A 21,481-nucleotide genomic window follows, 5' to 3' on the forward strand; every position below is an offset into this window, starting at 1 on the left:
TCGGCTTTTGTAAACAATAGCGCCCGCAAAACGCGCTGTTCGTTCACTTATCGAGATACCAATGCCGTCGATTTTCCCCCTGTATGAGGCCCAGCCATGAGCGACCTCACCGTCGAGCTGGTACAAACCAGCCCCGAGCAAGCCGAGCTGATCCGCAACCTCTACCAGTTCTACGCCTATGAATCCTCGGACTGGGAGCAGGAAGACGTCGACGTCGACGGTCGTTTCTACATCCACGACGAACACCTGCAGCGTTACTGGCAAGAGCCGCAGTGGAGCGCCAACCTGATCCTGGTCGACGGCTACATTGCAGGCTTTTTGCTGATTGAGCGTAGCGAACTGCCCGGCCTCGATGCCCTGGAGTTGGCCGATCTGTTCATTCTCAAGCGTTATCGGCGCAAAGGCATCGCCAGCGCCCTGGCCAGCCAGGTGCTGGTGAGCGGGCAGAACCAGTGGCTGGTGCGTTACTACGACCAGGACGAAACCGCCCACGCCTTCTGGCGCTCGGTGCTCGACAACCTGCCGCGCCCGGTACGCTCGATCGAACTGGACGACGAACCTGAACTGTTGAATTTCCTGGTGACCCGGGCGCTGCACTGAGTTGGCACGACCGTTTCATGGCGAGATCAGACACAGCGAACGGCGCGCTCAGGCAAATCCGCCGTCAAGCAGCACAGGTAAGGTGACGCCAGCAGTCAATGCCATGCGTTCCGATCACAAGAGAATAAATATAATGATCAGCCTGGGCTCCAAGGATTCGAGCGGTCAGTTGGCGCAGGGTTTCAAGCCGCGCCATGTCACCATGCTTTCCATCGCCGGCATCATTGGCGCCGGCTTGTTCGTCGGCTCCGGGCACGCGATTGCCGCTGCAGGTCCTGCGGCAATCCTGGCCTATGTGCTGTCGGGCCTGCTGGTAATCCTGGTCATGCGCATGCTCGGCGAGATGGCCGTGGCCAACCCCGACACCGGCTCGTTCTCGACCTACGCCGACCAGGCCATCGGGCCCTGGGCCGGGTTTACCATCGGCTGGATGTACTGGTGGTTCTGGGTGCTGGTGATTCCCATCGAAGCCCTGGCCGCCGGGCATGTGCTCAATAACTGGTTCCCCCTGGTCGATGCCTGGCTGTTTGCCCTGTTGTCGATCATCGCCCTGGCCGCGACCAACCTGTTCAGCGTGGCCAAGTACGGTGAGTTCGAGTTCTGGTTCGCCCTGTTCAAGGTCGTGGCGATCATCGCTTTCATTTCCCTGGGCGCCGCAGTGCTGATGGGCTGGCTGCCGGAGCGCGAGGTCAGCGGCCTGAGCCGCCTGCTCGAAAGCCATGGCGGCTTTGCGCCCAACGGCGTATCGGCGGTGGTCGGTGCGTTCATCACGGTGATGTTCAGCTTTATCGGCACCGAGGCGGTAACCATCGCCGCCGCCGAATCCCAGAGCCCGGCAAAGAACATCGCCCGTGCCACGCGCTCGGTGATCTGGCGCATCGGCGTGTTTTACCTGCTGTCGATTGCGGTGATCATTTCCATCGTGCCCTGGAACGACCCGCAACTGGCCTCGGTGGGCTCCTACCAGCGGGCCCTGGAGCTGATGAACATCCCCCACGCCAAGCTGATGATGGACGTGGTGGTGCTGGTGGCGGTGGCCAGTTGCATGAACTCCTCGATCTACATCGCTTCGCGCATGCTGTTTTCCCTCGGCAAGCGCGGTGAGGCGCCGCGGCAGGTCAAGGTGACCTCGGCGGTCGGGGTGCCGCGCGCCGCAGTCATCGCCAGCACCGTGCTGGGCGCGGTGATCACCGTGGTCAGCTACTTTGCCCCGGCTGGCCTGTTCCAGTTCCTGCTGGCCAGCTCCGGTGCCATTGCCTTGCTGGTGTACCTGGTGATTGCCGTGTCGCAGTTGCGCATGCGCCGGATGCTGCTCAAGCAGAAGGTCGAGCTGACGTTTCGCATGTGGCTGTTCCCGTGGCTGACCTACCTGGTCATTGCCTTCATCAGCGCCGCCCTCGGGGTGATGCTGGTGACCCCGGAGCACCGCGCCGAGGTGACCACCACCATCGGCCTGGCGCTGATGATTTCCTTCATCGGCATCATCACCACCCGCCAGCACGGCCAGCCGGCCAAGGTGCCGTCGGTGGGCTGAAGCGTTCATCAGTGTTGCGCGTGAGGATCGCGGCGCAAGCCCGTTCCCACGGACTCAAACAGACCGTTGCACCCACCGCCTGTCCAGGCGTGCCAGTGGGTTGTCGAGCCGCTGCGGCGCCTCGCCGGTTAACCGGCAGAGCTGCTCGGTCAGCGTGTCGCCATCCAGCGTTCCCTGGTTTCGCAGGTGCTCGGCCAGCGCGCGCAGCGCCGGCCAGTAGAGGCGCACCAGGCAGTGACAACGCGCAGGCGCCACAGCCTGGGCATCAAGCCGCTTGCGCGCCGGCAGCAGGGCGATCAGTTCATGGGCGCGGCGCAGGTCACCGGCGCCGCTTGTGGTGAGATACCGATCATCCGGGCAGTGCCGATAAACCGCTTCAGCCACAGGACCAGCGAGGCAATTGAGCAGGTCGCGTTCGATCAGCTCGATCATCGACGGCAGGTACTCGGCGATGCCCGGCGGCTCGAAGGCGGGCAGGGGTACCAGGTAATCCGCTTCGACCAGGCCCTTGACCGCTTGCAGGTTGCCGCGCAAATCCACCATCGGCCCGATCAGCGCTTCAGCCCGGGTGCGCACCGTCACCCGCTTGATCGCCAGGCCGTTCCACCAGAAGGCCAGGGCATGACCGGCTTCATGGTAGGCGGTGCGACGCGGACGGCTGTTCATGATCATGACCTCAGGGGAGGCGGCTGTACCTACGATCTGCTCCGTCCCTGGGGTTGGTATAAGAGATTATGGCTATCGCCTGGCAATACTGCGTCTATTTGCTGACTGCCGGGGCCGCGACTAGCCTTGATGATGTGCTGGCATGTGCCGGCCGGACCTGATGTGGAGATAACTAAAACGCTGGACTCAAAGGTAGCTCACCCATGTCTACTGAATCGAAATGCCCGTTCAGTCATGCCGCTGGCGGTGGTACGACGAACCGCGACTGGTGGCCGAACCAACTGAACCTGAAGATCCTGCACCAGCACTCGCCGCAGTCCGATCCCCAAGGCGATGGCTTCAACTATGCCCGGGCTTTCAAGTGCCTGGACTTTCAAGCCCTCAAACAAGACCTGCATGCGCTGATGACCGATTCCCAGGACTGGTGGCCAGCGGATTTCGGCCATTACGGGCCGCTGTTCATCCGCATGGCCTGGCACAGCGCCGGTACCTACCGCACCGGGGACGGCCGTGGCGGGGCAGGCGCCGGTCAACAACGCTTCGCCCCGCTCAACAGCTGGCCTGACAACGTCAGCCTGGACAAGGCCCGGCGGCTGCTGTGGCCGATCAAGCAGAAGTACGGCCGGAGCATTTCCTGGGCCGACCTGATCGTGCTCACCGGTAACGTGGCGCTGGAGTCCATGGGTTTCAAGACCTTTGGTTTTTCCGGTGGTCGCCCAGATGTCTGGGAGCCGGATGAAGATGTGTATTGGGGCTCGGAAAACAAGTGGCTGGGGGGCGATACCCGCTACGGCAAGGGCCCGCAGCCAATGCAGGCGCCCGGCGAAGGCACCCTGGTGGCCGAGCCTGAGCAGCACGGCAACGAAGAAAGCCGCACCGACCAGGGCCGTAACCTGGAAAACCCTCTGGCTGCGGTGCAAATGGGCCTGATTTACGTCAACCCCGAAGGCCCGGAGGGCAATCCCGACCCGGTGGCTGCCGCCAAGGACATCCGCGAAACCTTCGCGCGCATGGCCATGAACGATGAAGAAACCGTGGCCCTGATCGCTGGCGGCCATGCCTTCGGCAAAACCCACGGCGCCGGCCCCGCCGACAATGTCGGCCCGGAACCGGAAGCCGCCGGCCTTGAGGAGCAAGGCCTGGGCTGGCGCAACAGCTTTGGCACGGGCAAGGGCGCCGATACCATCACCAGCGGCCTGGAGGTGACCTGGACCACCACGCCAACCCGCTGGAGCAACAACTACCTGGAAAACCTCTTCGGCTTTGAGTGGGAGCTGACCAAGAGCCCGGCCGGGGCCAACCAGTGGACGCCGAAAAACGGCGCGGGCGCCGGGATCATTCCCGATGCCCACGACTCATCCAAGCGCCGCAACCCGACCATGCTGACCACCGACCTGTCACTGCGCTTCGACCCGATCTACGAGAAGATCTCCCGGCGTTTTTTGGCAGATCCCGAGGCGTTGAGCGATGCCTTCGCCCGCGCCTGGTACAAGCTGATCCACCGCGACATGGGCCCGCTGTCCCGTTACCTGGGCCCGGAAATGCCCAACGAAGAGCTGCTGTGGCAAGACCCGATCCCCGAGGTTGATCATGCCTTGGTCGATGACAACGATGTCGCTGCCCTTAAAGCCAAACTGCTGGCCTCGGGGCTGTCGGTGGCGGAGCTGGTGTCCACGGCCTGGGCGGCGGCTTCGACCTTCCGCGGCTCCGACAAGCGCGGGGGTGCCAACGGTGGGCGCCTGCGCCTGGCACCGCAGAAGTTCTGGCAGGCCAACCAGCCCGAGCAACTGGCCAAGGTCCTGAGCACTCTGGAAAGCATCCAGAACGACTTCAACAGTGCCCAGGGCGGTGGCAAGAAGATCTCCCTGGCCGACCTGATCGTGCTGGCGGGCAGTGCGGCGGTCGAGCAAGCGGCGAAAAACGCCGGGGTCAACATCAGCGTGCCGTTTGCCCCGGGCCGTATGGATGCCTCCCAGGAGCAGACCGACGTCGAGTCGTTCGGTTTTCTGGAGCCGATTGCCGATGGCTTTCGTAATTACCTCAAGGGCAGCTACCGGGTGCCAGCCGAGGCCCTGTTGATCGACAAGGCGCAACTGCTGACCCTGAGTGCCCCGCAAATGACCGTGCTGGTGGGCGGCCTGCGAGTGCTGGGGGCCAACGGCGGGCAGAACAAGCACGGCGTCTTCACCCAGCAGCCGGGCACGCTGAGCAACGACTTCTTCGTCAACCTGCTGGACATGGGCGTGGAGTGGAAGCCGGTGTCGGCGGCCAACGAAGCGTTCGAAGGGCGTGACCGCAAGACCGGCGCGGTGAAGTGGACCGGCACCCGGGTTGACCTGGTGTTTGGCTCCAACTCGCAGCTGCGGGCACTGTCGGAGTTCTATGCCAGCAGCGACGCCAAGGAGCAGTTCGTCAAGGACTTCGTTGCGGCCTGGACGAAAGTGATGAACCTGGATCGGTTTGATCTCAAGTAGGCCTCATCGCGGGTCAAGTCGGATCGCCGCACTGCTGCGACTTGACCCGCGATTGTTGTCCAGGCACCACTGCGCGAATCAGCGCTGCGCCAACCAGTAGTCATGCAGCGCCCGCGCCGCCGGGGCAATCGCCTGTACGCGCTGACGGTGCAAGGCAACGTCCAGATCCACCGGCAGTTCGAACTCATCCCGCCCGGCCAGCTCGGCTATCACCTGCAAGGCGTTGGCCTGCGCCTCAGGCAAAGCGGGCCAGTTGGCAATGCTGAATCCGCGCAGGTAACCAAAGCACCATTCCTCGGCCAGCGGCAGTGGCTGGCCCTGGTGTTCTGTCTGCTCCAGCCGCGGCGCAAATGTCTGCGGCGCCTCAACCAGCTGGGTCGCCAGGCTGTTCAGGTGACGGGCGCTCAGTTCGACGAAGCGCTGGCAGTCTGCAGCGTTTTGCCACTCTGGCATCTGCCCACCCCAGATGGCCGGGAACCATTGGCTGATATCCACCTGCGCCGGGCTCGACACCAGGGCGCTGACGTAGCCGTCGAGCTCCGAGGCGTTGAGCACCGAGTAGTCATTTCCGTACTTCTGCAAGGTGGCGTCGAGGAACGCGAAGTCGGCGGCGGCGAGGGGCAGATCGTGCATGGGTTACTCCTTGGCAGGTCAGGCGCGCGGGCAAAAGGCGGGGAGGATGGCCTGTTGCGCCGGTTTTATCCAGTCCTGGTGCCGCCGCCGGCAGTTTCGGGCTCAATCCACCGGGGTCATGCGGCTCAGTTGCTCACTGCTGGGAAAGCCTAATGTACGGTATCGCGGCGGGTACAAGTCGCCGTCGGTCGCCAGCAGCGGTGCCAGCAGTGACTCCACCTCCGTCCAGGCAACCACCTGGGTATCCGCCGTACCGTCTTCCTGCGGTTGCACGAATATCACCCGATCGGTTTTCGGCAGCGAGGTGAAGACGCCTTCGGTCCAGGCCGCTATAGAGAAGGTGCTGCCGTGAGCGTCGCCGTTGCTGTACAGCCTGTGGGTAGCGACGAAGATGTCCTCGGGGTGGGTTTCGTGGATCTTGTCGAGAAACTCTTTTTGCGAACTGTACAGGCCATGCTGCAGTAGACGCTGGAGGTCATCAAGGCGCGCTTGCAGGTGCGCGTCCTCGACCTGGAACGGGACGATCTGGCGGTCCTGGTAGGTGTAGATCCGGCTGGACTGCGCGCGGCCGTTTTCCAGTGCATGAAAGCTCAGCTCGACCATCTGCCGCAGGCCTTCGGCATCTTTGTCGCCAGTGACCATCAATACATCCCGGCTGGGCATCATGAATACCGGCTGGCCCTTGAGCGGCAGGCGCTGCAGCACGTCAGGCAGCAGCACTCGGCTGGTGTCGTAACCGTCCCGCCAGGCGCCCTGGTACAAGCCGGGCACGACCGGCTCGAAGGCATCGGGGCTGGCATCGCGCAAGTTGTCCAGGGCGATGCTCAGCGCCTGCTCCAGGGTGATGCCCCAGTCCTTTTGCGGGCCGGCGGTCTGGGTCGAGGTGGTGTCGGGGTAGTCGACTGCCAGCAAGGTCACGCAATCTTCCGAGAACGGCTTCCAGGCCATAGGGCAGGGCGAGTTCCAGCCTTCGCTGCGCACATGGTGCAGGCGGATTTCTTCGAGCATGGCCAGGTTGCGGATTACCGGCCGCAGCAGCGCGCGGACCTGCTCCAGGGGCTGCGCTGCGGTGCTGTTGCGGGTGTCGATCAGGGCGCGCAGGTAGCTGTTGAGTACCTCGGCCTTGCGTGCCTTGTCGGCGTTCAGGTAGTCGCGGTAGGCGTTGTGCAGGTTGAAGTAGCTGTTGTCGCCGTAGCGCAGGCGAAAGTCGTCCGCGAGGTACTCAAGAGGCTCGGCATACCCGCCGGCGCGCGCGGCCTTGATGAAGGTCCGGGCAAACCCTTCCTCTGTAGGCGTGCGCTTGAACAGCGTGTCGAAAAGTGCCCTGAACATGTGCGAAGTCCCCCGTGAACGCGAACTGCGCATGATGCTCGTGCTGCCGGGAGGGGTAAAGCTGAATATCCGCAGCTCGCCCGAGGGGCAGGCCAGGCGCCCGATTTTGCACCTTCGCACGCGCCTGAATGCACCGCTGCCCGCTGGGCCCCCGTTCCTCTGTGGGCATTTTTGGTGCTAAATAGGCCGCTCAGGTAATTCGTCCAGACCCTGCAGCGTCATGCCGTGCAATGAGAACAACTATGACAACCCATCTTCAAACTCGTGAAGTCCCTGTGCTCCAGACCCCGTGTGATGGAAGCCTCAACCCAGTCACCCATCAACCGCCGGCGGTAGCAGCATGATCGAAGTCACAGAGGTTTCCATTGCCCAACTGCGCGCTGCGCTCGAATCCGGCCAGACCACTGCGGTTGAGCTGGTCAAGGCCTACCTGGCGCGCATTGACGCCTACGATGGCCCGAACACGGCCACCAAGCTCAACGCCGTGGTGGTGCGCAACCCTGAAGCCCTCAAAGAAGCACAGGCTTGCGATGAGCGCCGTGCCAAGGGCCAGCCCCTCGGCCCGCTCGACGGCATCCCGTACACCGCCAAGGACAGCTACCTGGTCAAGGGCCTGACTGCCGCTTCCGGCAGCCCGGCGTTCGCTGACCTGGTGGCCTACCGCGACGCCTTCACCATCGAGCGCCTGCGCGCTGCCGGCGCGATTTGCCTGGGCAAGACCAACATGCCGCCGATGGCCAACGGCGGCATGCAGCGCGGCGTCTATGGTCGTGCCGAAAGCCCGTACAACGCCGACTACCTGACCGCACCTTTCGCTTCCGGCTCATCCAACGGTGCCGGTACCGCCACCGCCGCGAGCTTCGCCGCCTTCGGCCTGGCTGAAGAAACCTGGTCCAGCGGCCGCGGCCCGGCCTCGAACAACGGCCTGTGCGCCTACACGCCATCGCGCGGGGTGATTTCGGTGCGCGGCAACTGGCCGCTGACGCCGACCATGGACGTGGTCGTGCCCTTTGCCCGGACCATGGCCGACCTGCTCGAAGTGCTCGACATCGTCGTCGCCCAAGACCCGGACACACGCGGTGACCTGTGGCGCCTGCAGCCCTGGGTGCCGATCCCGAGCGTCGACTCGGTGCGCCCGGCGTCCTACCACGAGCTTGCGGCCGATGCCGCAGCGCTCAAGGGCAAGCGTTTCGGCGTGCCGCGCATGTACATCAACGCCGACCCTGAAGCCGGCACCAGCGAAGCCCCCGGCATCGGTGGCCCGACCGGGCAGCGGATCAACACCCGGCCGTCGGTGATCGCCCTGTGGGAGCAGGCGCGCAAGGCGCTGGAAGCGGCCGGCGCCGAAGTGATCGAAGTCGACTTCCCGCTGGTGTCCAACTGCGAGGGCGACCGCCCGGGCGCGCCGACCGTGTTCAACCGCGGCCTGGTGTCCAAGGAATTCCTCCACCATGAACTATGGGACCTGACCGCCTGGGCCTTCGATGATTTCCTCCAGGCCAACGGCGACCCCAAACTCAATCGCCTGGTCGACGTCGACGGGCCGAAGATTTTCCCCCATGATCCGGGTACGCTGCCCAACCGCGAAGGCGACCTGGCCGCGGGCATGGACGAATACGTGCGCATGGCCGAGCGGGGCATCACCCGGTGGGATCAGATCAGCACCGTGCCGGACGGCCTGCGCGCCCTGGAACAGACCCGGCGCATCGACCTCGAAGACTGGATGGATGCGCGCAAGCTTGACGTGGTGATCTTCCCGACCGTGGCCGACGTCGGCCCGGCCAATGCCGATGTCGACCCGGCGTCGGCCGACATCGCCTGGAGCAACGGCGTGTGGGTGGCCAACGGCAACCTGGCGATCCGTCACCTGGGTGTGCCGACGGTGACCGTGCCGATGGGCGTGATGGCCGATATCGGCATGCCGGTGGGCTTGACCTTTGCCGGTCGCGCCTACGACGATTCGTCGTTGCTGCGCCTGGCGGCGGCGTTCGAGGCCACCGGTTCCAAGCGCCTGGTGCCACCGCGCACGCCGGCGCTGACCAGCGCCAAGTAAGCAGAAGGGGCGGGTGACCGCCCTTTTTTATTTTCCCAGACACGAGATATCCATGGCTAACCAAGACATCAGCTTCATCCCCGACCCGGACGCCGACTCGATCTCTTCCGACGTTGCCGGTTTCGCTGGCATCCTGGTCTCGACCCAGATCCCCACCCGTGCCGACGGCAGCCTGGAACTGGGCGACATCACCGCCCAGAGCGAGTGCACCCTGCAGGCACTTAAAGTCGCCCTGGAACGCGCCGGTAGCTCCATGGACCGGGTATTGCACCTGACCATCTACCTCACCGACATGGCCGAGCGTGCTGCCTTCAACGAGGTCTACCAGCGCTTCTTCGCCAAGCCCTGGCCGGTGCGCGCTGCGGTTGGCGTGGCGTCGCTGGCGGTAGAAGGCATGCGCGTGGAAGTGACCGCAATGGCGGCCAAGGCCTGAGGTTTTGGCGGTGGCGGTACTGGCCTCATCGCGGGTCAAGCCCGCTCCTACCCTGTGGGAGCGGGCGCGCAGCGCGCCGTAACACGCCACCGGGCAGGCTACGGGTGCCGTTCGGGCGATTCGCCGCTACAATGCGCGACTCGACCGTGACAGCCTGACTAAAAAAACATGTCCCTGCCCAAGCATCACCTGGAATTGCTCAGCCCCGCCCGCGATGTCGCCATCGCCCGCGAGGCCATTTTGCATGGCGCCGACGCCGTGTACCTCGGCGGCCCGAGCTTCGGTGCGCGCCACAATGCCTGCAACGACGTCAGCGATATCGCCCAGCTGGTGGAATTTGCCAATCGCTACCACGCGCGGGTGTTCACCACCATCAACACCATCCTCCACGACAACGAGCTGGAGCCGGCGCGCAAGCTGATCCACGAGCTGTACGATGCCGGTGTCGACGCGCTGATCGTCCAGGACCTGGGGGTGATGGAGCTGGATATCCCGCCGATCGAGCTGCACGCCAGCACCCAGACCGACATCCGCACCCTGGCCCGGGCCAAGTTCCTCGACCAGGCCGGCTTTTCCCAGCTGGTGCTAGCCCGTGAGCTGAACCTGCAGGAAATTCGTGCCATCGCCGACGAAACCGACGCGGCCATCGAGTTCTTCATCCACGGTGCGCTGTGTGTGGCCTTCTCCGGCCAGTGCAACATCTCCCACGCCCAGACCGGCCGCAGCGCCAACCGTGGCGACTGCTCCCAGGCCTGCCGTCTGCCGTACACCCTCAAGGACGAGAAGGGCGGGGTGATCGCCTACGAAAAGCACCTGCTGTCGATGAAGGACAACAACCAGAGCGCCAACATCCGTGCCCTGGTCGAAGCCGGCGTGCGCTCGTTCAAGATCGAAGGGCGCTACAAGGACATGGGCTATGTGAAAAACATCACCGCCTACTACCGCCAGCGCCTGGACGAAGTACTCGAAGACCGCCCGGACCTGGCCCGCGCTTCCAGCGGGCGCACCGCGCACTTCTTCCTGCCCGACCCGGACAAGACCTTCCACCGCGGCAGCACCGACTACTTCGTCAGCGAGCGCAAGATCGACATCGGCGCCTTCGACTCGCCGACCTTCACCGGCCTGCCGGTGGGCGTGGTCGAGAAAGTCGGCAAGCGCGACCTGCAGGTGGTCACCCATGAGCCGCTGTCCAACGGCGACGGCCTCAATGTGCTGGTCAAGCGCGAAGTGGTGGGGTTCCGCGCCAACATCGCCGAGCCCAAGGGCGAGTTCGATGAAGACGGCGAAAAGCGCTACCGCTATCGCGTCGAACCCAACGAGATGCCCAAGGGCATGCACCCGCTGCGGCCGAACCACCCGCTGAGCCGCAACCTCGACCACAACTGGCAGCAGGCCCTGCAAAAGACCTCCGCCGAGCGCCGCATTGGCCTGGCCTGGGTGGCCACACTCGACGAACAGCGCCTGGCCCTGACCGCCACCAGTGAGGAGGGCATCAGTGCCAGCGTCGCCCTGGACGGCCCGTTTGGCCTGGCCAACAAACCGGAGCAGGCACTGGAGCAACTGCACGACCTGCTCGGCCAGCTGGGCACCACCGAGTACCACGCCACCGACGTTCAGCTCGATGCGCCGCAGGCGTACTTCATCCCCAACTCGCAGCTCAAGGCTTTGCGCCGCGAAGTCATCGAAGCGCTGACCGCTGCGCGCATCCAGGCCCACCCGCGCGGTGGCCGCAAGGCCGAGACCAACCCGCCTCCGGTGTACCCGGAATCGCACCTGTCGTTTTTGGCCAACGTCTACAACCAGAAGGCCCGCGACTTCTACCACCGTCACGGGGTCAAGCTGATCGACGCCGCCTACGAGGCCCACGAAGAGCCAGGCGAAGTGCCGGTGATGATCACCAAGCACTGCCTGCGTTTCTCCTTCAACCTGTGCCCCAAGCAGGCCAAGGGCGTGACCGGCGTGCGCACCAAGGTGGCACCGATGCAGCTGATTCACGGCGATGAAGTGCTGACCCTGAAGTTCGACTGCAAGCCGTGCGAGATGCACGTGATCGGCAAGATGAAAGGCCACATCCTCGGCCTGCCGCAACCGGGCAGTGTGCAGCAGGTGGTCGGGCATATCAGCCCTGAAGACCTGCTCAAGACCATCCCCCGCGCGCCGCACTGAGTGAAGCAACGCGGCCAGCCCCTTCAAGGTGCTGGCCGCGATGGACTCGGGCCCCAGCAGTGCGGGGCCGACAGCCAGGAAGGTAACGTGAATCTACAACTGCAAATCCAGCACATTTTCAGCGGCCTGGCCTTTGCCAGGCCGCTTTTCTATAACTACCCGCAAGGCCTGCGCTTCGAGCTGGCTGAAGGCGGCAGTGACATCGAACGGTTCCTGCTGGCGGTCAGCAAGGCAACCACGGTGTGTCGTGACCTGTTTGCCGGTGAGCAATCGATGGTGGTGTGCCTGCGCGCGCATACCTGCGACAGCAAATTTGCCCGCCGCGACCTGTTGCGTGGCCTGCAGGCTGCCGGTATTCGCATCCCCGCCCAGCGTTCGCTGTGGAGCGAGCGCCTGGACCCGGACGACTGGTTCGAAGAGCACCAGCCCGAGTACTGGCTGCACCTCGCCTTTGAGGTGCCGTTGTCGATGCTGCAACCGGTGCTTTGGTGTGCGCTGTCCGGCGGTGCCGGGGTCATCCGCCCGAGCCTGTGCTGTGGTGTCTACCTGTTCAGCCTCAACCAGCGGTTGATGGTCTGGCCCTATGACGATCGCGGCATGGATGTGGTCGGCCCCAACCATGCTCTGTTGTCGCAGCTGTACCGCCAGCACCAGCCGTGGCTGTTGGACTACGACCGCGAGCGCATGGACGCGGCCTTCGCCACGGTCTTGCATTGATTCACTGCAGCGAGTCGAGCTTCCAGCGCCAGGTGCCCAGCGGGTTGTCTTCGCTTGTGCGCACGAACACGCCGTAGTCGCTCAGGTAGCTGTAACCTTCGACCCAGCGATTGCCGCGGGTGCTTTGCCAGGTGCAGGTCAACGGCTTGGCGCTGCCCTGCAGGGCCGGGTGCACGGTGCTGGCCGGCTGCACCTTGCCGACCCTGCAGTGGGTTGTTCGGGTAATGTCGGCGGTGGGTCCGGCATAGCTGAGGGTGTAGCTCAGTTGCGCATGGGCGGGCAGGGTTTGCCAGTCGCCGGTGAATGACAGCGCGGTCAAACTGTCGTTCGCGTCCTGTTCCTGCCCGGTCATGATGTCGATACCGCGTGCGGCCAGATCGAACAAGCCGCGAAAGCTCAGTTGCAGTTGTTGCGCAATGCTCGGATCCACGGCCTGCTGCAACAGCTGGCCGGAGCGGCTGTCGGTGCTGAGGAACACCTGGCGCGGCCTGTCGTCGGTAGCGTCCCCGTCGCTCAGCTTCGCCTCGTAGCGATAGTCCAGCCTGTGCAGGGTCAGGCGTGGCGCCGGCAGGTCCAAGGCGGCGATGGCCGCAAGCACTTCAGGCCTGGCCCTGGGTGGCAAAAACGGCGGCGGCAACGGCGTACGCGATTTGAGCGGGGCAAGCTTGGCAAGCTCGGCCGGCGCTTGGCAGGCGGCGTCGAACAACTGCTGATAGTACAAAGGGGCCTGCCGGTAGAACGCGCTGAAGGGCTGCGACTTGAGCCTGGTGCTGTCTACGCGATCGTCGTTGTCGAGGAACAACTGGCTTTGCCGGCTGATGAGCTGGCGCTGGCAATAGAACGCCAGGCGCTCGCGGCTGTGCAGGGCCATCACCGCGTGGCCGTACTTCATCGGGTAGCGGTGGCGCTGGATGCCGGTCCAGGCGTAGGTAATGTCGCCCTCATGCTGCAGGCTGTTACGGTCGATCAGCAGCCAGTCCTGATCTTCGTCCAGGTTCAGCACGCGCCAGTCGGGGGCCGGACTCTGGTACTCGGGCAGGTGGCCGTCGCCTGGCAGATCGGCCTCATCACCGCCAGGAAAGTGGCTGCAAGCGGCTAGGGAGAGCACAGCCAGGCTCGCAGCAAGCGGCTTGAGGACAAAACGGGCGAGGGCATCCATGCGCATAGGCTCTTGAGGCAAAGCGCGCAGTGTAGCGAATGCCCGCGCCAAGCTGTATGCCTGGCGCTAACCCCGGGTACGCCAGATCTGCGGCCAATGGGCGGTATCGACACTGTCGCACCAGCTCATCCGGCTGAATGCCTTGAGTTTCATCACCGCGCCGTCATAGCGCCAGGTTGCGTTCGCGCCGCAGTAGCGCCCGCCCGGCTGCAGTTGGTTGAGCTCGCCACGGGCCGGGTCGAACTTGAAAAAGCCATACATCTCGCCGCCCAGCACATCATGCCTGGGGACCTCGATGTGCAGCGAGGTGGGTTGATAGGGCGCGCTGCGCAAGGCACGGTAATAGCTGTACATGCAGCCCTGGCTCCCACAGCCGTAGCGCAGGCCCACCAGCACATGGGTCGCGTCCAGCGGCGAGACCTCGGCTTCGGCTTGCCAGTTGTCGTACTCGGGCTCGCTCCATTCATGGCGGGTGATGGCAATGACTGCGTCGGCGATGGCCTTCTGCTCGGCATCGCTCACCCCTGGCGTCGGTGTGAAGGGGGCGAGGGTGGGCGTCGGCGGTGCTGGCGGCAGCTGGCTGTCGGGGCGCGTGCCGGGGTTTACAAAGGCGCTGGGGTGACCGACACGTTCTTGCACCGAATCGATAAACAGCAAGGATGCACTCAGGCCCTGCAGCGATACCGGGTACTGGCCGTTGGCAGTCTCCAATGTCAGGGTCTGGCCGTTGCGCAACTGGCGCAGCAACCTGACGGCGACATCGCCTTTTGCGTGATAGCGCATTTGCCCTTGGGCGCCTGGTCGAAATCCCGCTGGCGCCGGGCCGCCGTCGACCTGCAGGCTGGCGCCCAGGTCGACACTGGCGTCGGTGAACAGGGTCAGGGCGGTGCCACCTTCGGTACCGGCTTCGCGCACCAGCTCAAGGCCCACGCCCTGATCGACGCTGCGCGACACGGCGGTACAGCGCAGGGTGTTGTCGCAGCCCACGACCCATTGCTTGAACTGCTTGAGCACCGGCTCCGGTTCCGGCGCGGCCAGGGCCAGGGCCGGCAGGAGCATCAAGGGCAGCCAGTTCCATCTTGCGTCAACCATTGGGTTTCCATCCTGCGGGGTACGCGAACGTGCGTCTTGGCCGGGCATCATCGCAGAAGCCTGGCCAACTTCAAGCCGCTGCCCGATGAGAACTCCGAGGCTGCTATGGTATCCAACGGGTATGACACGGGAGGTAACTGCAATGATCAGCAACGACCGCGACAAGCCCACCAACGAGGCGGACAAGCCTGCTGAAGACGACGACCCTGCCAACCGGCCGATTACACCCACCACGCATCGCACTCAGGCTGAAGCCGCCGAAGAGCTGAGCCGCAAGATTGCCGAGATCGAGCGCAAGGTGGCTGATGGCAATTAACTATCATTCTTTTATATAGAACGAAGGGCCGTAATGGCCCTTCGCTTACTTCCAACTCATATAACCATCGGGTTTATTTGCACAGGGTGTAACTACCCTGATGGGCGCCGCCTTTGTATAAGTCAAAGCGATAGCCGGCACCCGCGCCGAAGTTATAAGAGCCGCCGGTCAGTGTCCAGGAACCGGCGCTGACGGAAAACCCGCCGCTTACCTGATCCACTTCCTGATCGTCGAGCACGCGCAGGGTAGCGGGTTCGGCGGCGGTCATGTCGATGTTTTGTGCATGAGTCATGGGATATATACCTCGTTTGGTTCTGTGGGTTCGTCCTAGGTTGATCCCCCCAGGAGAGGGCCTGGGCGCAAGGTTTTACGGGTGCAAAGTGAGAGATCGATCACAGTTTCAGTTGCGCTCGCCTGCTGTTTCGATCCCCGGCCAAGTTAGTGATGCCAGCGCTGCAAGTGCAATAGTACAAGTGTGCTAGTGCCTGCCGGTTAACCCGCCGTTATGCTGCTACAGACTCAGGTGAACAGTCTGTTCAGTGTTATTAACGTTATCCGCCGGGTCATGGATTGGCATGTTATTCAGGAGCGAAGCCGTGCACGCACGGCGTGACAAGGAGTTGGGCAATGTGCTGCTGGTGTCGCCTGTGCCCCTGCGCTGGGCGGCACTCGCTGCGCTGCTGTTCAGCGTGTTGTTGATCGTGTTTTTGACCTGCGCCAGTTATACGCGCCGCGCCACGGTGACCGGCGTACTGGTACCCGAGGGCGGCCTGATCAAGGTGTTTGCGCCACAGGCGGGGGTGGTGCAGGACCTTGCCGCAGTCGAGGGGCAGAGCGTCGAAGCCGGGGCGACCCTGATGGCCCTGGGCAGTGACCTGTATGCCGAGGCCGGCGGCGCGCACGTGGCCATCAGCCGCTTGATCAAGCGCCGTAATGACAGCCTCACTGACGAGATCGCCACCACCCGTGCGCTGCACCTGCAGGAGCTGGAGGGCAAGCGCCGGCGCCTGGCGGTACTGGAAAGCGAACAGCAGAAAATCGTCACGCAAATGGACATCAGCCGCCAGCGCCTGGGGCTGGCCCAGGGCATTGCCGCCCGTTATGCCGACCTGCAGCGCCAGGACTACGTGTCCCGCGACCAGTTGCAGGAAAAGCAGGATGCCGTGCTGGAAGTGCGCCTGCGTAGCGAGGAGCTCAGCCGGTCGTTGTTGTCGCTGCGCAACGATATTGCCACCCTGCGCGCCGAGCTTGCCGAGTTGCCATTCAACCAGGGCAAGCAGTTGGCCGAGCTTGAGCGGCGCTTGTCGGAGAGTCAGGGCAGCCTGTTGGAAAGCGAAGTCAAACGTCAGGTGGTGATCAGCGCGCCGGCCAGTGGCGAAGTGACGGCCGTTGGCGTGGTCAACGGCACCCGCGCCGACAGCAACCGGCCCTTGCTGAGCATCGTGCCCAGCGATGCCCAGCTGTACGCCGAGCTCTATGTGCCCAGCCGTTCGGCGGGCTTCGTGCGCAGCGGCGATGCGGTGCTGCTGCGCTATCAAGCCTATCCCTACCAGCACTTCGGCCTGGCCCGTGGCACGGTGGCGTCGGTGTCGCGCAGCGCGCTGCCGGCCGATGAAATCATGACCGTGGGCGGCGTATCCGAACAGCAGCGCGAGCAGGGCCCGTTGTACCGGGTCAGGGTCACCCTCGAACAACAAAACATGCGCGGGCGCGGGCTGAACGAGCGCTTGCGTTCGGGCATGCAGCTGGACGCAGACATCCTGCAGGAAAGCCTGCCGCTCTATGAGTGGCTGCTCGAACCCCTGCGCGGCATAGGGAAACGCCTTTGAATATTCACCAACCGCTGGCGTTCGGCATCGGCCGCAAGCTGCCCATGGTGCTCCAGGCCGAAGCCGCCGAGTGCGGTCAGGCCTGCCTGGCGATGATTGCCGGCTTCCATGGCCAGCGCCACGATCTATTTTCGCTGCGCCAGAAGCTGTCGCCGTCAATGAAGGGCGCGACCCTCAAGCAGTTGATGGCCATGGCCAGCCAGTTGGGCCTGGCCAGCCGGCCGTTGCGCCTGGAACTGCAAGCACTGGGGCAATTGCGCCTGCCTTGTGTGCTGCACTGGAACTTCAACCACTTCGTGGTGCTCAAGGAGGTCGGCCCGCGCGGGGTGACCCTGCATGATCCAGGGCGCGGCGTGTGCAAACTGTCGTTCGAGGAAGTCTCGGCGGCCTTCACCGGCGTGGCGCTGGAGCTGTGGCCACAGAGCGATTTTCAGCCGGGGCCGGCCAACCCGCCGCTGCGCTTGCGTCAGTTGCTGGGCCGGGTGCAGGGCTTTGGCGGGGTGCTCAGCCATGTGCTGTTGCTGGCGGCGGCGCTGGAGCTGTGCATGGTGCTCAGCCCGTTTTTTCTGCAAACGGTGATCGACAAGGTGCTGGTCAGCGCCGACCTCGACCTGCTGGCGGTCCTGGCCATCGGATTCGGTCTGCTGCTGGTGATACAGCAAACCCTGGCGTTGGGGCGCTCCTGGGCGTTGATGTACCTGGGCACCCTGCTTAGCGCGCAATGGCAGATCAACGTCTTCAGCCATCTTGTGCGTTTGCCCGTGGCCTTTTTCGAGCGCCGCCACTTGGGCGATATTGTCTCGCGCTTCGGTTCGTTGAAATCGATCCAGCACACCCTGACCACCTCGTTTGTCGAAGCCTTGCTCGATGGCCTGATGACCCTGGTGACCCTCGCCCTGATGTTCGCCTACAGCCCGCCGCTGGCGCTGATCGCGCTGCTGGCCATGGTCATCTATGCCCTGGCCCGCTGGGCCTGGTTCGGCCCGTTGCGCCGCGCCAGCGAAGAGGAGCTGGTGCACGCGGCCCGGCAGCAGAGCTACTTTCTGGAAAGCATGCGCGGGGTGCGCACGATCAAGTTGTTCGGCCATCAGGAGCAACGCGCCAGCGCCTGGGGCAGCCTGCTGGTCGAGGAAATCAACGCCGGTTTGCGCCCGCAGAAGCTGGCGCTGGCTTACCGCGCCTTCAATGGCCTGCTGTTCGGCCTGGTGACCGTGCTGGTGATCTGGCTCGGCGCCAGGCTAGTGCTCGATGGCCAGTTCAGCGCCGGCATGCTGATTGCCTTCAACGCCTACAAGGAGCAGTTCAACAGCCGTGTGGCCGGGCTGATCGACAAGCTGGTGGATGTGCTGATGCTGCGCCTGCATGGCGAGCGCCTGGCCGATATCTTGCTCCAGGTACCCGAGCCCAGGACGGCTGCGAGCCCTGAAGACAGTGACGCCGTCGACAGTGTGCCGAGCCTGGAAGTACGCCAGCTCAAGTTCCGCTACTCCGAGCACGAGCCCTATGTGCTCGATGAAGTGTCGGTGCGCATCGAAGCCGGGGATTCGCTGGCGATTGTCGGACCGTCCGGTGGTGGCAAGAGCACCTTGCTCAACGTCATGCTTGGCATTCTCGCGCCTAGCAGCGGCAGTGTGCTGCTCGACGGCGTTGTCATCGATAGGCATAACCTGGAGCGGCTGCGGCGAGTCAGCGCTACGGTGTTGCAGGATGACGTACTGTTTGCCGGCTCGATTGCCGACAACATCAGTTTTTTCAGCGCCGAGGCCAACCCGCGCTGGGTCGAGCAGTGCGCGCGCATGGCTGCAGTGCATGATGACATCGCGCAGATGCCCATGGCCTACAACACCCTGGTGGGCGACATGGGCACGGTGCTGTCGGGCGGGCAGAAGCAACGCATTCTGCTGGCCCGGGCCCTGTACCGGCGGCCCAAGCTGCTGTTTCTCGACGAGGCCACCAGCCACCTCGACATCGCCAGGGAGGCGGCGGTCAACCAGGCGCTGCAAGCGCTGAACATCACCCGCATCATTGTTGCCCATCGCCCCGATACCATTCGCTCGGCGCGCCGCGTGCTGGCGCTCGAAAACGGCCGGGTGGTCTATGACGGGCCGCTGATAGAGGCCGATGAGCAGGTGCCGGCCGAGCCAGGTGAAGTTGCCCGTGGTGCGGCGTCTTCGTCATGAACCGCCACCTGCCCAGGCTGTGTTTGGCCGTTTTGCTGGCAATCTGGACGGTTGCGCCAGGGATGGCCGCCGAACCCCTCGATGCCTGCCCGAGCGGGGTAAGTGCGGCAGAGCCGCTGGCGTTGTCCAGTGCCGTGGCCATCGCCCTGTGTGCCGACCCGCAAGTGCGCGAAGCCTGGCTGTCGCAACTGAGCAGCCAGGCCAGCCTCGATGCCGAGTACTCGGCCTACTGGCCGACCGTGCAAGCCCAGGCCAGCAGCGGGCGGGCAAGCCGCAAGACGCGCTTTGACAACTTTCCCGAAGCCGACTCGACCTTGAACACCCGCACCACCAGCTATGGACTGAACCTGAGCTGGGTGCTGTATGATTTTGGCCTGCGGGCGGCGAAAGTCGAGGGCGCCCGGCAGTTGCTGAACGCTGCCAGCAGCAGTCGCGTGGAGAAAATCCAGGCCACGGTGCTCGACACCAGCAAGGCCTTCTACCAGGTCCAGGCCAACGCCGCGTTGCTCGAGGCCAAGCGCAGCGCCGAATCCCTGGCGGCCAATAGCCTCAAGGCGGCAACGGCCAAGTATCAGGCCGGGGCCGGTGAGCAGACCGACCGCCTGCAGGCCCAGGCCACCCACGACCAGGCGCAGCTCGAACGGGTGCTGGCCGAGGGTGACTACGCTGCGGCCCAGGGCGCCCTGGCCAGCGCCCTCGGGCTGTCACCCTCGGCACCGCTCAAGCTTACCGCCATGAACGATCCGGCGGGGCAGGAGGGCGAGTTCATGGCCAGCGTCGATGCCTTGATGGAGCAGGCCAAGGCCCAGCATCCGGCCATCGAAAAGGCCCGCGCGGATTGGTTCGCCACCCGCGCCAAGGCGGATGAAGCGCGCGCCGAAGGGCGGCCCAAGGTGTCGCTGTTCAGCAGCTATCAGCAGGAGGATACGCCGATCAACCAGGTGTCGACGCGCCAGCAGATCGAGACCTGGAGCGTTGGTGTGCAGATCACCGTGCCGATCTTCGACGGCTTCCTCAGCCGGCGTCGTGCCCTTGCCGCCGACTACGAAGCCGGCGCTCGTGAGCAGGCGCTGGAGCAGGCCGAACGCAGCGTTGCCCTCAACGTCTGGAAAAGCCGCCAGGCCCTGGATGCACGCACGCGGGCGTTGGCGCTCAGCCGCAGCTTCGTCGCCAGCGCCGGGCAATCTCATCAGGTCGCGTTGGGACGCTACAAAGCCGGGGTGGGCAGCATCATCGAGTTGCTCAGGGCGCAGAATGAACTGGCCATCGCCGAGCAGCGGCGAGTGGAGTCGCTGGTCAATTGGTACACCGCCAGGTTGCAACTGGCGGCGGACCTGGGGCAGTTGAACGGCGCGTTATGAGCTGATCGCTAGAAGTAATGCCCACGGGCTGCATCCAGCGCGTTCAGCAGGTGCTCTTCGGCGATTGAGTACTGCTCCAGGTCGTCTGCAGGCAGCGTCTGCGGTGCCTGGCCCTCGTCGGTTTCAACGAGCAGCAGGGGCAGGTGTCTTTGCCGGAAGAAGGCCAGGATGTCGCGGATGTCCTGGTCGCGCTGGACATGATCATTGCCATAGAGTTCGGCGCTGAAGAAAAAGCCCTGGGCGCCGCTGGCCAGCAGTTGGCGTGCGCCGCTGATCGACATCTTCAAGCGTTGATGCAGAAATTTGGCGATTTCCAGGTCACTGCAGGGTGAGGCGCAGGCAATGCTGATTCGGCTCATGCTGTAAAAATCCTCACGTATGTCCACTGTCTTCCTGACTAGACTCAACCTGCCATTCACCAACCGTGGAGAACCAGGATGAGCCATAAAACGACCCTCTGCCTCTGGTACGACGGCACCGCGCTGGAGGCTGCGACCTTTTACGCGCAAACCTTCCCCGACAGCAAGGTCGGTGCGGTGCACCGGGCGCCGGGCGACTTTCCCTCAGGCAAGGAGGGGGATGTGCTGACCGTGGAGTTTACCGTGTTGGGCATCCCCTGCGTGGGGCTTAACGGCGGGCCGATGTTCAAGCACTGTGAGGCGTTCTCGTTCCAGGTGGCCACCGAAGACCAGGCCGAAACCGATCGTTTGTGGAACGCCATTGTCGGCAATGGCGGCCAGGAAAGCGCCTGTGGCTGGTGCAAGGACAAGTGGGGGCTGTCGTGGCAGATCTCACCACGGGTGCTGGTCGAGGCGGTGACCAGCTCAGACCGTGCTGCGGCCAAGCGCGCCTTCGAGGCGATGATGGGGATGCGCAAGATTGATATTGCGATGATTGAGGCGGCGGTCAGGGGAGAGTAGCAACCCAATGTGTTGT

19 protein-coding genes are annotated in these 21,481 nt (G+C 64.1%); 12 read left to right on the plus strand and 7 right to left on the minus strand.

Annotation, left to right across the window (positions count from 1 at the left end; all coding sequences use genetic code 11):
• The first annotated feature begins 96 nt into the window (after positions 1-96).
• Positions 97-600 (plus strand): GNAT family N-acetyltransferase, encoded by a 504-nt coding sequence (locus F8N82_RS07780; protein ID WP_038994677.1) that lies wholly within the window; start codon positions 97-99, stop codon positions 598-600.
• Positions 601-733: 133 nt separating this feature from the next.
• Positions 734-2,134 carry a GABA permease gene (gene gabP / locus F8N82_RS07785; protein ID WP_038994678.1) on the plus strand — a complete coding sequence of 467 codons (1,401 nt, stop codon included), beginning with the start codon at positions 734-736 and terminating at the stop codon, positions 2,132-2,134.
• Positions 2,135-2,188: 54 nt separating this feature from the next.
• On the opposite strand, the gene F8N82_RS07790 is transcribed toward gabP, so the two are convergent.
• Positions 2,189-2,800 (minus strand): hypothetical protein, encoded by a 612-nt coding sequence (locus tag F8N82_RS07790; protein WP_038999282.1) that lies wholly within the window; start codon positions 2,798-2,800, stop codon positions 2,189-2,191.
• 203 nt (positions 2,801-3,003) lie between these two features.
• Here F8N82_RS07790 and katG point away from each other — a divergent pair, with 203 nt between their 5' ends.
• Positions 3,004-5,274, plus strand: coding sequence for a catalase/peroxidase HPI (gene katG, locus F8N82_RS07795; protein ID WP_038994679.1), 2,271 nt, complete (start codon positions 3,004-3,006; stop codon positions 5,272-5,274).
• Between the two features lie 78 nt (positions 5,275-5,352).
• Here katG and F8N82_RS07800 read toward each other — a convergent pair whose 3' ends face one another.
• The gene (locus F8N82_RS07800; protein ID WP_038994682.1) at positions 5,353-5,907 is read right to left on the minus strand and encodes a UPF0149 family protein; all 555 of its coding nucleotides are present in this window, start codon (positions 5,905-5,907) and stop codon (positions 5,353-5,355) included.
• Positions 5,908-6,009: 102 nt separating this feature from the next.
• Positions 6,010-7,239, minus strand: coding sequence for a hypothetical protein (locus F8N82_RS07805; RefSeq protein ID WP_038994683.1), 1,230 nt, complete (start codon positions 7,237-7,239; stop codon positions 6,010-6,012).
• 340 nt (positions 7,240-7,579) lie between these two features.
• Here F8N82_RS07805 and F8N82_RS07810 point away from each other — a divergent pair, with 340 nt between their 5' ends.
• The 4 genes from F8N82_RS07810 to F8N82_RS07825 all read left to right on the plus strand — a co-directional run bounded on the left by F8N82_RS07810 (position 7,580) and on the right by F8N82_RS07825 (position 12,608).
• Positions 7,580-9,292 carry an amidase gene (locus F8N82_RS07810; RefSeq protein ID WP_038994684.1) on the plus strand — a complete coding sequence of 571 codons (1,713 nt, stop codon included), beginning with the start codon at positions 7,580-7,582 and terminating at the stop codon, positions 9,290-9,292.
• A 52-nt stretch (positions 9,293-9,344) separates the two neighbouring features.
• Complete coding sequence (locus F8N82_RS07815) at positions 9,345-9,725, plus strand: RidA family protein (protein ID WP_038994685.1); 381 nt, start codon at positions 9,345-9,347, stop codon at positions 9,723-9,725.
• A 168-nt stretch (positions 9,726-9,893) separates the two neighbouring features.
• Complete coding sequence (locus F8N82_RS07820; RefSeq protein ID WP_038994686.1) at positions 9,894-11,891, plus strand: peptidase U32 family protein; 1,998 nt, start codon at positions 9,894-9,896, stop codon at positions 11,889-11,891.
• An 87-nt stretch (positions 11,892-11,978) separates the two neighbouring features.
• Positions 11,979-12,608: a DUF3885 domain-containing protein gene (locus F8N82_RS07825; protein ID WP_038994687.1), complete on the plus strand. Its 630-nt coding sequence runs from the start codon at positions 11,979-11,981 to the stop codon at positions 12,606-12,608.
• Position 12,609: 1 nt separating this feature from the next.
• Here the strand turns inward: F8N82_RS07825 and F8N82_RS07830 are convergent, their stop codons facing one another.
• Complete coding sequence (locus F8N82_RS07830) at positions 12,610-13,767, minus strand: hypothetical protein (RefSeq protein WP_038994688.1); 1,158 nt, start codon at positions 13,765-13,767, stop codon at positions 12,610-12,612.
• A gap of 66 nt (positions 13,768-13,833) precedes the next feature.
• A complete protein-coding gene (locus F8N82_RS07835) occupies positions 13,834-14,859 on the minus strand; it encodes a DUF1176 domain-containing protein (RefSeq protein ID WP_157771853.1) in 1,026 nt (341 codons plus the stop codon).
• A 142-nt stretch (positions 14,860-15,001) separates the two neighbouring features.
• Between F8N82_RS07835 and F8N82_RS07840 the strand changes: the two genes are divergently transcribed.
• The gene (locus tag F8N82_RS07840; RefSeq protein WP_167336588.1) at positions 15,002-15,175 is read left to right on the plus strand and encodes a hypothetical protein; all 174 of its coding nucleotides are present in this window, start codon (positions 15,002-15,004) and stop codon (positions 15,173-15,175) included.
• A gap of 73 nt (positions 15,176-15,248) precedes the next feature.
• Here the strand turns inward: F8N82_RS07840 and F8N82_RS07845 are convergent, their stop codons facing one another.
• Positions 15,249-15,467 carry a hypothetical protein gene (locus F8N82_RS07845; RefSeq protein WP_038994691.1) on the minus strand — a complete coding sequence of 73 codons (219 nt, stop codon included), beginning with the start codon at positions 15,465-15,467 and terminating at the stop codon, positions 15,249-15,251.
• Positions 15,468-15,750: 283 nt separating this feature from the next.
• On the opposite strand from F8N82_RS07845, the gene F8N82_RS07850 reads away from it, so the two are divergent.
• The 3 genes from F8N82_RS07850 to F8N82_RS07860 all read left to right on the plus strand — a co-directional run bounded on the left by F8N82_RS07850 (position 15,751) and on the right by F8N82_RS07860 (position 20,545).
• Entirely contained in the window at positions 15,751-17,004 is a 1,254-nt protein-coding gene (locus tag F8N82_RS07850; protein ID WP_038994692.1) for an HlyD family secretion protein, read from the plus strand.
• A 44-nt stretch (positions 17,005-17,048) separates the two neighbouring features.
• Positions 17,049-19,184, plus strand: coding sequence for a peptidase domain-containing ABC transporter (locus F8N82_RS07855; RefSeq protein WP_224793782.1), 2,136 nt, complete (start codon positions 17,049-17,051; stop codon positions 19,182-19,184).
• Between the two features lie 62 nt (positions 19,185-19,246).
• Positions 19,247-20,545 (plus strand): TolC family protein, encoded by a 1,299-nt coding sequence (locus F8N82_RS07860; protein WP_224793773.1) that lies wholly within the window; start codon positions 19,247-19,249, stop codon positions 20,543-20,545.
• A gap of 8 nt (positions 20,546-20,553) precedes the next feature.
• Here the strand turns inward: F8N82_RS07860 and F8N82_RS07865 are convergent, their stop codons facing one another.
• Positions 20,554-20,904 carry a hypothetical protein gene (locus tag F8N82_RS07865; protein WP_038994697.1) on the minus strand — a complete coding sequence of 117 codons (351 nt, stop codon included), beginning with the start codon at positions 20,902-20,904 and terminating at the stop codon, positions 20,554-20,556.
• Between the two features lie 78 nt (positions 20,905-20,982).
• On the opposite strand from F8N82_RS07865, the gene F8N82_RS07870 reads away from it, so the two are divergent.
• Positions 20,983-21,465 carry a VOC family protein gene (locus F8N82_RS07870; protein WP_038994699.1) on the plus strand — a complete coding sequence of 161 codons (483 nt, stop codon included), beginning with the start codon at positions 20,983-20,985 and terminating at the stop codon, positions 21,463-21,465.
• The last annotated feature ends 16 nt before the right edge of the window (positions 21,466-21,481 follow it).

Origin of the sequence: Pseudomonas fluorescens (assembly GCF_902497775.2) — a bacterium.
GTDB lineage: Bacteria > Pseudomonadota > Gammaproteobacteria > Pseudomonadales > Pseudomonadaceae > Aquipseudomonas > Aquipseudomonas putida_F.